Consider the following 12,797-nt stretch of genomic DNA (forward strand, 5'->3'; position numbering starts at 1 on the left):
TTGCCGGCAAACTTGCGGCGCAACACCGGGTCTTGCGTGGCCACACCCACCGGGCAGGTGTTGAGGTGGCACTTGCGCATCATGATGCAGCCCTCGACCACCAGCGGCGCGGTGGCGAAGCCAAACTCATCGGCCCCCAGCAGCGCGCCGATGACGACGTCGCGCCCGGTCTTGATCTGCCCGTCCACCTGCACGCGGATGCGACCGCGCAGGCGGTTGAGCACCAGCGTTTGCTGCGTCTCGGCCAAGCCGATTTCCCACGGGCTGCCCGCGTGCTTGATGGACGACCAGGGCGACGCGCCCGTGCCGCCGTCATGGCCGGCGATGACCACATGGTCGGCCTTGGCCTTGGCCACGCCAGCGGCGATCGTCCCCACACCCGCCTCGGCCACCAGCTTGACCGAAATGTCGGCGCGCGGGTTGACGTTTTTCAGGTCGTGGATGAGCTGCGCCAAATCCTCGATGGAGTAGATGTCGTGGTGCGGCGGCGGGCTGATCAGGCCCACGCCCGGCACGGAGTAGCGCAAATAGCCGATGTAGGGCGACACCTTGCTGCCGGGCAGCTGACCGCCTTCGCCGGGCTTGGCACCCTGCGCCATCTTGATCTGGATCTGGTCGGCACTCACCAGGTATTCGGCCGTCACACCAAATCGGCCAGAGGCCACCTGCTTGATCTTGGAGCGCAGGCTGTCGCCGTCTTGCAGCTCGATGTCGACCTCGACCTTGTCGCGGCCGATGATCGAACCCACGGTCTCGCCCTTGCGGATCGGGATGCCCTTGAGCTCGTTGCGGTAACGCGCCGGGTCCTCGCCCCCCTCACCGGTGTTGGACTTGCCGCCGATGCGGTTCATCGCGATGGCCAGCGTGGTGTGCGCCTCGGTGGAAATCGACCCCAGCGACATGGCGCCGGTGGCGAAGCGCTTGACGATCTCGGACGCGGGCTCGACCTCGTCGATCGGAATCGCCTTGGCCGGCTCGACCTTGAACTCGAACAGCCCACGCAGCGTCATGTGCCGGCGCGACTGGTCGTTGATGAGCTGCGCGTACTCTTTGTAGGTGGCGAAGTTGCCCGCACGCGTGGCGTGCTGCAGCTTGGCGATCGCATCTGGCGTCCACATGTGCTGCTCGCCATGGGCGCGCCACGCGTATTCGCCACCGACGTCGAGCATGTCGCGCATCGGCAGGTCGTTGCTGTACGCCTGTCGGTGCCAGCGGATGGCCTCCTCGGCGATTTCGAACACGCCGATGCCCTCGACCCGGCTGGGCGTACCGGTGAAGTACTTGTCGATGGTCGCGCTGTTGATGCCCACCGCCTCGAACAACTGCGCGCCGCAGTAGCTCATGTAGGTGGACACGCCCATCTTGGACATGATCTTGGACAGCCCCTTGCCCACCGCCTTGATGTAGTTGGCGATCGCCTTGTCGGCCGACAGGTCACCGGGCAAATCCTTGTGGATGGCGCGCAGCGTCTCGAACGCCAAGTAGGGGTAGACCGCCTCCGCCCCGTAGCCGGCCAGCACCGCGAAGTGGTGCACCTCGCGCGCGCTGCCCGTCTCCACCACCAGACCGGTGGCGGTGCGCAGCCCCTCGCGCACCAGGTGCTGGTGGATGGCAGAGAGCGCCAGCAGCGCGGGCACCGCCACCCGCTCGCGGTTGACGCCGCGGTCACTGACGATGAGGATGTTGCTGCCGCTGCGGATGGCGTCGACCGCCTCCGCGCACAGCGAGGCGAGCTTGGCCTCGACCCCCTCCTTGCCCCAGGCAACCGGGTAGGTGATGTCCAGCGTGGTGCTGCGGAATTTGCCACCGGTGCGGCGCTCGATGTCGCGCAGTTTGGCCATGTCGGCGTCGCTGAGCACGGGCTGGCTGACCTCCAGCCGCATCGGCGGGTTGACCTGGTTGATGTCGAGCAGGTTGGGGCGGGGGCCGATGAACGACACCAGCGACATCACGATCGCTTCGCGGATCGGGTCGATCGGCGGGTTGGTGACCTGCGCGAATAGCTGCTTGAAGTAGTTGTACAGCGGCTTGGGCCGGTCCGACAGCACCGGCAGCGGGCTGTCGTTGCCCATCGAGCCCACGCCTTCTTCGCCGTTCTGGGCCATCGGCGCCATCAAGAACTTGATGTCCTCTTGCGTGTAGCCAAAGGCCTGTTGCATATCGAGCAGGTTGGCGTCCACCCGCTCCATCGCCGCCTGGGACGATTCATCCGCCACCGCCTTGACGCTGGCCTCGTCGTCGCCGGCCACCGGGCGCTCCACGTCGTCTAGGCGGATGCGCAGGTTTTCGATCCACTGCTTGTACGGCTTGGCGTTGGCCAGGGTCGCCTTGATTTCCTCGTCGTCGATCATGCGGCCCTGCTCCAGATCGATGAGGAACATCTTGCCCGGCTGCAAGCGCCACTTGCGCACGATCTTGCTCTCGGGCACCGGCAGCACGCCCGATTCGGACGCCATGATCACCATGTCGTCATCGGTGATGCAATAGCGCGACGGCCGCAAGCCGTTGCGGTCCAGCGTGGCCCCGATCTGGCGCCCGTCCGTGAACACGATCGACGCCGGCCCATCCCACGGCTCCAGCATCGCGGCGTGGTACTCATAGAACGCGCGTCGGCGCTCGTCCATCAGCGTATGCTGCTCCCACGGCTCGGGGATCATCATCATCACCGCGTGCGCCAGTGGATAGCCCGCCATCGCCAGCAACTCCAGGCAGTTGTCGAACGTCGCGGTGTCCGACTGCCCGGCAAAACTGATGGGGTAGAGCTTCTTCAGATCCGGGCCCAGCACCGGCGAGCTCATGACGCCCTCGCGCGCGCGCATCCAGTTGTAGTTGCCCTTTACGGTGTTGATCTCGCCGTTGTGCGCCACGTAGCGGTAGGGGTGCGCCAGCGGCCACTCGGGGAAGGTGTTGGTGGAGAAGCGCTGGTGCACCAACCCCAGCGCCGAGACGCAGCGCGGGTCTTGCAAGTCGCGGTAGTACTCACCCACCTGGTTGGCCAGCAGCAGCCCCTTGTAGACGACGGTGCGGCTGCTCATGCTGGGCACGTAGTACTCTTTGCTGTGCGTCAGCTGCAGGCGCTGGATGGCGGCGCTGGCCGTCTTGCGGATGACGTACAGCTTGCGCTCGAGCGCATCTTGCACGATGACGTCGCTGCCGCGGCCGATGAACACCTGGCGAATGATCGGCTCGGTCTGGCGCACGGCGGGCGACATCGGCATGTCGCGGTTGACCGGCACGTCGCGCCAGCCCAGCAGCACCTGGCCCTCGGCCTTGATCGCGCGCTCCATCTCTTGCTCGCAAGCCAGGCGCGAGGCGTGCTCCTTGGGCAAAAAGATCATGCCCACGCCGTATTCACCCGGCGGCGGCAGGGTCACGCCCTGCTTGGCCATCTCCTCGCGGTAGAGCTGGTCCGGGATCTGGATCAGGATGCCCGCGCCGTCACCCATCAGCGGATCAGCCCCGACCGCGCCGCGGTGGTCGAGATTTTCCAGAATCTTGAGCGCCTGGGTGACGATGTCGTGGCTCTTGTGTCCCTTGATGTGGGCGACGAAGCCGACACCGCAGGCATCGTGTTCATGGGCAGCGCAGTACAGCCCGTGCTGCTCGGCAGTGGATTGGGGGGTAGCGGTCACGCCTGACTCCTTGGCCGGGTTGACGAAAGACGAAGGGCCACAGGATAGTGCATTGCAGCATAACGGGCAAGCACTTTTTTTGGGGTCAGATCACTATTTCATTGGCACCGCGGCCTTCTCGGAATTATTTGGGGACAGATCATTGACCACCTTGCGGGGGCGCCCAGGCCGCGCCGGTTCGGTGCGGCGGCCAGTCTGGGCCTGCAACGCCGCCAAAAAGGTGGCATCCCCTACCGGCCACCCCTTGAGAGCGGCCTCGCGCAGGCGCTGCGCCTGCTGCCGGGACAGCCCCTCCTGCACCAGGCGGCGGTAAGCGGCTTCGCGCGCAAACGGCGTGTCGCCCAGCGACCACCAGGCGGCAGGGGGCGTCACGGCCCGCTGCGGCTCGGCGCCCACGTAATGGCGGTGACTCGACCAACGCCAGGCCTCCGGCGTGGCGGCCAATCCCTCGCTCACCGGCTCCTGGTCCAAAAAGACCAATGTCGGCAGCACCCAGTCGGGCGCCAGCACCGCCGCCCGGTAGCGACCGTCCCACAGGGTGCCGCGCCGCCCATGGCGCTGGTTGAAGCGGCGCACATAGGTTCGCCCGAGCGCCTGCATCCAACGCGACAGCGCCCCGTCGAAGCACGGTGTGACCAGCATCCAAAGAGCCGACACCAGCAGCGCGTGGCCATGCCACTCCACGCCCTCGCGCACTGCGCCCTCCGCCATCGACGCCAGCCACGCTTGGCGGTCGTCGTCGTCGACAAAGACGGGCTGCCCGTTGTGCCCGCGCCACACCACCAGATGGGCCGCGTCCGTCACCGCCAGCCGGGGCAAGCGTGCCATGTCGCCGGGCTCCGTGCGTCAGGTAAACAGCCGCTCGCCGGTCAGGCGCTCGTGCTCACGGATCGCAAACCGGTCGGTCATGCCGGCGATGTAGTCCGCCACCTGCCGCCGCAGCGACAGCCCGGGGCGCCGGGCACCCGTTGGCAGCAGCGACGGATCGGCGCAATAGGCCTGGTACAGATCAGCCACGATACGCCGCGCCCGTCCGGTCGTCTCCAACACCTGGGGATGGCGATACAAGTGCGTGAGCAAAAACCGCTTGAGGGCGGCGGACGCCTCGCGCATCGCGGGCGAAAAGCCCAGCAGGGGCGCGCGCGATCGCACGTCGTCGAGCGAGCGGACGTCGGCCTCGCGCAACGCCTGCCGCGTGGCGTCGATCACATCGCACACCTGGGCACTGAGCATGCGGCGGATCGTCTCGTAGAGCAACCGCCGGCCCTGTAGCCGTGGATGATCGGCCAAGGCAGCACGCCGGTGGTGGTCGAACAGCGCCACCGCCTCCAGCTGCTCCAGCGTCAGCAGCCCGCTGCGCACGCCGTCGTCGATGTCGTGCGCGTTGTAGGCAATCTCGTCGGCCACGTTGGCCAACTGCGCCTCCAGCGACGGCGATTGCCCGCGCAGAAAGCGGGCCCCTACGCCGCCGGGCTCGCGCGCCTCCAGCCACTGGGCGTTGGCGCGCGAGCAGTGCTTCAGGATGCCCTCGCGTGTCTCTAAGCACAGGTTCAGACCGTCGAAGTCCGGGTAGCGCTCCTCCAGCGCATCCACCACGCGCAGGCTCTGCAGGTTGTGCTCGAAGCCGCCATACGGCTCGTCCTCGCCGGGTGGCTCCAGCGCCGCTGGGCCCGTGTCCTCGTGCAGGCAGGCGTTGAGCGCGTCTTGCCCCGCGTGCCCAAACGGGGTGTGACCCAGGTCGTGCGCGAGCGCGATCGCCTCCACCAAATCCTCGTGCAGCCCCAGCGGCCGAGCGATGCTGCGCCCTAGCTGCGCCACCTCCAGCGAATGGGTCAGCCGCGTGCGAAACAGGTCGCCCTCGTGGTTGAGGAAGACCTGGGTTTTGTACACCAGGCGCCGAAACGCGGTCGAGTGGATCACGCGATCCCGGTCGCGCTGAAAATCGTTGCGCGACGGCGCCGCCGGCTCGGGGTGACGGCGGCCGCGACTGCGTGCCGGATCACACGCGTAGGGTGCCAGCATCGGTGTCGCCTCCACCCGCCGGGCAGGCCTCGATCACTTCGGCCACCACCGCGTCGGGCACCGCACGCACGAACGCCTGGCCGTGCTCATCGACAACGACGAAGCGGATCTCGCCCGCCTCGGCCTTTTTGTCCACGCGCATCAGCGACAGGTAGCGCGCCGCGTTGTCGGGCGCCAGCACCGGCGCGCGTGTGGGCAGCCCCGCCGCCGCGACGAGGCGCGTCAGCCGCTCGACATACGCTGGCGACACCAACCCCAGCCGCTGCGACAGCACGGCGGCCATCACCATGCCGCAGCCCACCGCCTCGCCGTGCAACCACTGGCCATAGCCCAGTCCGGCCTCGATCGCGTGACCGAAGGTATGCCCAAAATTGAGGATCGCTCGCAGGCCCGACTCGCGCTCGTCCTGCCCAACCACGGCCGCCTTGATCTCGCAACTGCGGCGCACCGCATGGGCCACGATCGCCGGCTCGCGCGAGCGCAACGCCTCGATGTGGGCCTCGATCCAGTCCAAAAACACAGTGTCGTGGATCGGCCCGTATTTGATCACCTCCGCCAGGCCGGCGCAATACTCGCGCTCGGGCAGCGTCGCCAACGTCGCCAGGTCGCACACCACCCTGACCGGCTGATAAAAGGCGCCAATCATGTTTTTGCCCAACGGGTGGTTGATCGCGGTCTTGCCGCCCACCGACGAATCCACCTGCGCCAGCAGCGTCGTGGGCACCTGCACGAACGGCACCCCGCGCATGTAGCAGGCGGCGGCAAACCCGGTCATGTCGCCGACGACGCCGCCGCCCAACGCCAACAGCACGGTTTTGCGATCGCACCCGTGCGCGAGCAGCGCATCGAAAATCCGGTTCAGCGTCGCCCAATCCTTGGTCGCCTCGCCATCGGGCAGCACGACCTCCAGCACGCGGGCGTAATGCGGCGCGAGCGCCGCGCGCAGCCGCGCCGCGTACAGCGGCGCGACGATCTCGTTGCTGACCACGACCGCGGTCGAGGCCCGCGGCAGCCCACCCCACGTCTGCGGGTCGTCGAGCAGGCCGTGCCCAATGAATATTGGGTAGCTGCGCTCGCCCAGCTCGATGGTGACGGTGTGCAACAGGGTGGCCGGCGGCGCCGGATCGACGGAAGAACGGGAGGCGACCATACCCCCGAGTTTAGCGGGCCGCGCCGGCGGCCGAATCCGGCACAGCCGCATCGGCGCCCAACTCCAGCTGCATCAAAATCGTGTTGACCAGCGTGGCGACCGACGGGCGGCCCGTCTCGATCACGTAATGCGCCGTCTCGCGATACAGCGGGTCGCGCGCCGCATACAGCTCGCGCAACCGCTGCGCCGGATCGGCCACCTGTAGCAGCGGGCGTGTGCGGTCGTGGCGCAGGCGGCGCATCAAGGCATCAGGGGTCGAACACAGATAAAACACCCGCCCCCGCTCGCGCAGCCGCTGCCGGTTCGCGGGCCGCAACACTGCCCCCCCACCGGTGGACAGCACGCACGGCCCGCCCTGCGTGAGTTCGTCGATCACCGCCTCCTCCAAGTCGCGAAAGGCCTGCTCGCCCTCGCGCTCAAAAAATTCGCGAATGCTGCAGCCGATGCGCTCCTCGATCACCTGGTCGGAATCGAGAAACGGCACCTGCAGCCGCCGCGCGAGCTGGCGGCCGACGGTGGTCTTGCCCGCGCCGGGCAGGCCAATCAAAACCAATCGAATCACTGCGCGGTATCCTGGCCTTCCAAAATGACCGGAGTAATGAAGATCAGCGTCTCTTTTTTCTCCACCTTGTTGGCCCGCACCTTGAAAAGATTACCAATTCCGGGGAGATCGCCGAGGACAGGAACCTTATCCACATCATTGGACTCTTCCTGTTCAAAAATCCCACCAATCATGACGGTACCACCATTGTCGACCATCACCTCCGTGTTGATTTCTTTGACTGCGAGACTCGCCCCAGCCGCACTCAAACTTTGCACACGATTTTTTGTGATATTGAGTTTCAGCAAAACTTTCCCACTAGGAGTGATCTGGGGCTCAACGTCGAGCTGCAAATTCGCATCGACCGTCTCTACACGTGGGGCAGCGTCGTTGCCGCCAGGCAGGATGAGCTTGAGTTGATCGCCCTGTTTGATCTTGGACTTACTCAAGTCACCCGTCACCAACCGAGGGCTGGAGATGATCCGACCACGAGAATCCGACTCGAGCGCCGACAACTCCAACGTTAGGAATCGAGTGGCATTGGGGCTGAAGATGGAGGCTGCAAACGTTGGAACTGCCGCACCCGTCGCCAAAGCGTTGGGCGCAGGCAGGTTGACCATCGCCGCTGGCGGATTACCGGACAAGGTTTGCGAGCTTGGCGATGCACCGATTTGGTTGTAGCTCCCACCCACATTCGCATTGATGCGACTGCCATCGACAGATCCCAGAACCAGACGCTGCCCGCCAACACCGAGGCGGACCCCCAGTGACTTGCCAAACCCTTCCGTCGCCTCGACGATACGCGCCTGAATCATCACCTGCCGCTTGGGGCTGTCCACGCGGCGAATGTAGTCACGCACCGACTCCAGCCGACCGGCGACGTCGGTCACGAAAACCTGGTTGGTACGCACGTCCGCGATCGCCGACCCGCGGGTCGACAGGATGCGGTTGGTGGCACGGTTGTCACCACTACCGCTGGCGGTGGCGTCCTTGAGGGTGTTGGCCACCTCCTCCGCCTTCGCGAAATTGAGGCGGAATACCTCGGTGCGCAAGGGTTCGAGCTCTTCGAGTTTCTTGTTGACCTCGCGCTGCGCCACGGCCTCGGCATCGAGTTCCTTTTTGGGCGCGACGCGAATGACGTTGCCTGTGCGCGTCATGCCCAGCGCTTTGGACTCCAGAATGATGTCCAGCGCTTGGTCCCACGGCACGTCTTTCAGGCGCAGCGTGAGGTTGCCCTGCACGGTGTCGGTCGTGATGATGTTGAAGTTGGTGAAGTCCGCGATCACTTGCAGCAGTGCGCGCACGTCGATATTCTGGAAATTCAGCGACAACTTCTCACCGCTGTATTTGGGCCCCTGGACGAGCTTGTTCGTATCGGCCTTGACCGGCCGCACCTCGAGCACGAACCGGTTGTCGCTCTGGTACGCACTGTGCTCCCAGTCACCGGCGGGCTCGACCAACAGGCGCACACGGTCACCGACTTGGGTGGCGGTGATCATGCGTACCGGCGTGCCGAAGTCCGCCACGTCCAGCCGTCGGCGCAGCCCTTCGGGCAGCGTGGTGCGCAAAAACTCCACCACCAGGTTGCGCCCCTGTTGGCGCACGTCGACGCCGGTCTGCGGGTTGCCCAGCTCGACGATCACACGCCCGGTGCTCTCGTCGCCGCGCCGGAAGTCGATATCGTTGAGGGCGGCCATGCCGGTGGCGCTACTGCCCGCGTCGAAGGTGGTGCCGCCGACTGCCGACGGCGCCGTGCCAGCCACCGCCGGCGGGTTTTGCAACCGGATGCCCAGCACGTTGCCCTGCAACTCGGTGTCGTATGGAACGGCGCGGTTGAGGTTGAGCACCAGCCGCGTGCGCCCGCTTGCCTCGACCAGGTTGACCGAACGCAGGTTGCCCTGGTTGACCTCGATGGTGCTGCGACCCGTGGCATTGACGGCGCCGGGGAAATCGAGCACGATACGTGCCGGCGTCTGGATGGTGAACGCGGCGGGCAGCTCCTTGAGCGGTTGCGCGGTTTCGATCCGAACGACCTCGAGTCCACCGGAGAGGTTGGCGCTGACCGACCGAATGGCGCCCTGCGCATGCGCCCACCCCATCTGCAGCGCGGCAGCGGCCACGGCGAAGAAGGGCGCCCATCGGCGCAGCCCCCGCGTCACGCTCGATCGCCCGGGGGCGTTGTGTCGGGTTGTGAGGCTCGAGGTCATGGACCGGTTCCTTCTTGTAACTGCAGGGTCGCCGTGCGCTCGATCCACTCGCCAGTGGCGTCTTGCACGATCTCGCGCAGCGCGATTTGATTCTCGGTAATGGCGGTCACCCGCCCGAAGTTTTGCCCCAGACGGGTGCCCACGCTGACCTGATACAGCAGGCCATTGACCCGCACCAACGCCACCCGTCGGCCACCTTTGTCGAGCAGGCCGACCATGGCCATCGCATCGAGCGGGAACGCCTCCAGCGGCTCGCGCGGGCGCCGCATTTCGGCCTCGATCAGACGTGATGCCGCGGCCGATGTGTCACTGCGCAGCACGCGGGTCAAGCGCTCTTCGCTGAAGGGCGATACGGCCTCACTGCCCAGATACGCCTGAGGCGTAAAACTGCTCGGAGGCAGCACGGCGGGTACCTTGGGTTGCGCCGACGCGCGCTGCTGCGCCATCCACTGGCTCAGGTCGTCACGCTCGCCATCGGCGCACCCGGACAACAGGCCCGAGGCCGCCAGCGGCACAGCCAGCGCCAGGACCGACCAGGAAAGCGGACGACCCGTCATTTCTTGCCCCCCTGCGCCGCCTTGGTGGCCGCTTTCTGCGCCAACACCTCATCCGGGTCCAGATAGCGGTAGGTGCGCACCGTCGTCTCCATCACCAGCAAGTCGTTGCGGTTGGGGGCGGGGTTGAGCGCCAGATTGCCCAACGTGACGATGCGCGACAGGTGCGCGACGTCGGAGACGAACATCCCGATGTCGTGGTAGGAGCCGCTGACGCGCACCGTGATGGGCAGCTCGGCATAGTAGTCACGCACCACCTCTTGCCCAGGACGAAACAGCTCGAACTGCAAGCCGCGACCGACACCCGCTTGGTTGATGTCGGACAGCAGCGCGTCCATCTCGGCGCGGTTGGGTAACTGCTTCTCGAGCTGGACCACGTACTGCCGCACCTGTTCGAGCTGGGCTTTGAGCGCATCGAGCGCCACCGCCTTGGCCACCTTCTGGGTGTACTGCGCGCGCAACTCACCCTCGCGCTGCTGGGCGGCCTGCAGCGCGTCGCTGCGCTCGGACAGCCAGGCATACCACAGCCCCGCAAGCACAAAACCCGTCACGGCCAGCAGCAGGAGTGCCCGCGGCAGGGGCGGCCAACGCGACGGGTCGTTGGGGTCGAGCCCGCTGAACTGCGCCTGCAGACGCTGCTGCAGGGCAGACCAGTCGACAGAAGGGGAAGTGCGTTTGGAAGCCATGGAGTCGCCCGCTGGGAATCAGACCGCTGCGCCCTGACCGGCTGGGGCGAAACCCGCCGCACCGCCAGCCTCGCCTTTGCGCTGCTGCACACGCAGCGAAAAGTTGAACACGCGGCGCTGCCCACCCGGATTGAAGTTCATGGTGCCCGCCGTGATCTCGATGAGCTGCGGCTGATGCAGCCACGGGCTGCGCCCCGACAGGTTGCGCAACAGCTCCGAAACGCGCTCTTGCGATTGGGCCACGCCGCCGAGGGTGATGGCGTCGCCGTCTTGCTTGAGGGAGCGCACGACGACACCATCGGGGAGCTGTCGCACCACTTCGTTGAGCAGGTGCACGGGCATGTTACGGTCGGCCTGCAGGCTTTGCACGGCATCCTGGCGAGCCTTGAGCGCGTCGAGCTCGGTCTGCAGGGTGGCGATTTCCTTGATTTGCCCATCGAGCTTGGCGATTTCCGCCTGCAACTGCCGGTTGCGCCCCTCCTGCATCGCGATGCGGGCCTCGTACACCCCATACACCACGGCCGCAATGCCGATGGCGCCAACCACGGCCAAGCCGAGCTGGAGGTAAAACGCCTCGCGCCGCTTCTTGCGCGCCCACTCGCGGTGGGGCAGCAAATTGATGGCGATCATGACACGAACCTCCGCAGCGCCAGTCCGGTGGCCACCAGGTACGACGTCGCCTCCACAGCCAGGCGGGCCGCCGGCACGCTGGGCGGCAAGGTCATGCCTTCGAAAGGATCGAGCACGCGCGCCACAAACCCCGTCTGGGCCATGACCGCTTCGGCGATACCGGGCAGGCTGGCCGACCCGCCGGACAACAGGACGTGGTCGATCCGGTTGTACGGCGTGCTGGTGAAGAAAAACTGCAGTGCCCGGCCCAACTCCTGCCCCAGCATGTCCAAAAAAGGCTGCAGCACGAGCTGGGGATAGTCGGCCGGCAAGCCCGACCCGAGCTTTTTCTTTTGCTCGGCCTCTTCGATCGACAGACCATACTGGCGCGCGATGAGCTGCGTCAGCGCCGCCCCGCCGACGGGCTGGTCGCGCTCGTAAATCATTTCATCGTTGCGAATCACCTGCAGCGCCGTCGACTGCGAGCCGATCTCGAACAGGGCGACGAGCAGGTTCTTGCCGCCATTGGGCAGCCGCTCGATCGCCCGGCGCGCGGCCAGGCGCGAGGCGTAGGGCTCGACATCCATGATCACGGGGTGCAGGCCGGCGGCCTCGGCTACCCCTTGGCGATCCGCCACCTTTTCCTTGCGTGCAGCCGCCACCAAAACTTCGTCGTATCCCTGCGCATTGGCAGACGGCCCGATGACGCAAAAATCGAGCGCCACCTCCGACAGAGGGAAAGGGATCAACTGCGCGGCCTCGGCCTCGACCTGGATTTGCAGCACATCCTCGGGCAGACCGGCGGGCAGATGCACCTTGCGGGTGATGACCGCCGAGCCGGGCAGTGCCAGCGCCACGTCGCGCGTCTTGGTGCCCGCCTTGCGCACGAGGCGCCGCATGGCCTCGGCCACTTCATCGAATTTCTCGATGTTGCCCTCGACGATCCAGCCTTTTTCCAAGGGTTCGATCGCACAGTGCAGCAGCGCATAGCCCCCATCGCGCCGGCGGCCCAACTCGACCAGCTTGAGCGTCGTCGCGCTGATGTCGATGCCGAGCAGCGGCGCAGGCTCGCGGCTCCACCATGATCCGAGTGCAATCAAATCCCACCCCCATGGGCCACGTGGCCCGCTACTGGCATAACTTATGTGGTCAATCCTAGCAGCACTAAGCCCTGGCGGCCAGAAAATTTTCGCCTATTGAGCGATCCCCCACTCTTTTGTTGTCGTCAGCCGACACCGCTGTGCCCCCACTGGCTCATGGCGCATGCGCCGGCGGGGGGATTTCTATAATGCAGCGCTCGCCCTCGCTGCCATGTCCCAATCCGTTCCACCCCCCACGCCTGCGAATCGCGCCCGCCCCCTCTGGCTGCGCGCGCTGCTGGGCGCTCTGGGCACGC

General features: G+C 66.2%; 10 protein-coding genes. All 10 read right to left on the reverse strand.

Features of this window, described 5'->3' with window-relative positions:
* A partial coding sequence (locus Q0716_RS00440; protein ID WP_299018492.1) for a glutamate synthase-related protein occupies positions 1 to 3,632 on the reverse strand: 3,632 nt, incomplete at its 3' end.
* A gap of 93 nt (positions 3,633 to 3,725) precedes the next feature.
* Entirely contained in the window at positions 3,726 to 4,460 is a 735-nt protein-coding gene (locus Q0716_RS00445) for a transposase (protein ID WP_299018494.1), read from the reverse strand.
* 18 nt (positions 4,461 to 4,478) lie between these two features.
* Positions 4,479 to 5,654, reverse strand: coding sequence for a deoxyguanosinetriphosphate triphosphohydrolase (locus Q0716_RS00450; protein ID WP_299018496.1), 1,176 nt, complete (start codon positions 5,652 to 5,654; stop codon positions 4,479 to 4,481).
* Positions 5,632 to 6,804: a 3-dehydroquinate synthase gene (gene aroB / locus Q0716_RS00455; RefSeq protein WP_299018498.1), complete on the reverse strand. Its 1,173-nt coding sequence runs from the start codon at positions 6,802 to 6,804 to the stop codon at positions 5,632 to 5,634. Before aroB ends, Q0716_RS00450 begins: the two co-directional genes overlap by 23 nt.
* A 10-nt stretch (positions 6,805 to 6,814) precedes the next feature.
* Positions 6,815 to 7,363 carry a shikimate kinase gene (locus Q0716_RS00460; protein ID WP_299018509.1) on the reverse strand — a complete coding sequence of 183 codons (549 nt, stop codon included), beginning with the start codon at positions 7,361 to 7,363 and terminating at the stop codon, positions 6,815 to 6,817.
* On the reverse strand, positions 7,363 to 9,504 hold the full coding sequence (gene pilQ / locus Q0716_RS00465; RefSeq protein ID WP_299018500.1) for a type IV pilus secretin family protein: 2,142 nt from the start codon (positions 9,502 to 9,504) through the stop codon (positions 7,363 to 7,365). The genes Q0716_RS00460 and pilQ overlap by 1 nt, the downstream gene beginning before the upstream one ends.
* 44 nt (positions 9,505 to 9,548) lie before the next feature.
* Positions 9,549 to 10,109, reverse strand: a complete 561-nt coding sequence (locus Q0716_RS00470) for a pilus assembly protein PilP (RefSeq protein WP_299018502.1) — start codon at positions 10,107 to 10,109, stop codon at positions 9,549 to 9,551.
* Complete coding sequence (locus tag Q0716_RS00475; RefSeq protein WP_299018504.1) at positions 10,106 to 10,792, reverse strand: type 4a pilus biogenesis protein PilO; 687 nt, start codon at positions 10,790 to 10,792, stop codon at positions 10,106 to 10,108. The genes Q0716_RS00470 and Q0716_RS00475 overlap by 4 nt, the downstream gene beginning before the upstream one ends.
* An 18-nt stretch (positions 10,793 to 10,810) precedes the next feature.
* The gene (locus Q0716_RS00480) at positions 10,811 to 11,422 is read right to left on the reverse strand and encodes a PilN domain-containing protein (protein ID WP_299018505.1); all 612 of its coding nucleotides are present in this window, start codon (positions 11,420 to 11,422) and stop codon (positions 10,811 to 10,813) included.
* The gene (locus Q0716_RS00485; protein WP_299018507.1) at positions 11,419 to 12,501 is read right to left on the reverse strand and encodes a pilus assembly protein PilM; all 1,083 of its coding nucleotides are present in this window, start codon (positions 12,499 to 12,501) and stop codon (positions 11,419 to 11,421) included. The genes Q0716_RS00480 and Q0716_RS00485 overlap by 4 nt, the downstream gene beginning before the upstream one ends.
* Between the last annotated feature and the right edge of the window lie 296 nt (positions 12,502 to 12,797).

The organism is uncultured Tepidimonas sp. (assembly GCF_938045175.1).
Lineage (GTDB): Bacteria > Pseudomonadota > Gammaproteobacteria > Burkholderiales > Burkholderiaceae_C > Tepidimonas.

Excerpts from the sequence above, each read along its gene's own strand:
- Q0716_RS00445 (WP_299018494.1), bottom strand. The coding sequence starts at position 4,460 with ATGGCACGCTTGCCCCGGCTGGCGGTGACGGACGCGGCCCATCTGGTG.
- Q0716_RS00450 (WP_299018496.1), bottom strand. The coding sequence starts at position 5,654 with ATGCTGGCACCCTACGCGTGTGATCCGGCACGCAGTCGCGGCCGCCGT.
- aroB (WP_299018498.1), bottom strand. The coding sequence starts at position 6,804 with ATGGTCGCCTCCCGTTCTTCCGTCGATCCGGCGCCGCCGGCCACCCTG.
- Q0716_RS00470 (WP_299018502.1), bottom strand. The coding sequence starts at position 10,109 with ATGACGGGTCGTCCGCTTTCCTGGTCGGTCCTGGCGCTGGCTGTGCCG.
- Q0716_RS00475 (WP_299018504.1), bottom strand. The coding sequence starts at position 10,792 with ATGGCTTCCAAACGCACTTCCCCTTCTGTCGACTGGTCTGCCCTGCAG.
- Q0716_RS00480 (WP_299018505.1), bottom strand. The coding sequence starts at position 11,422 with ATGATCGCCATCAATTTGCTGCCCCACCGCGAGTGGGCGCGCAAGAAG.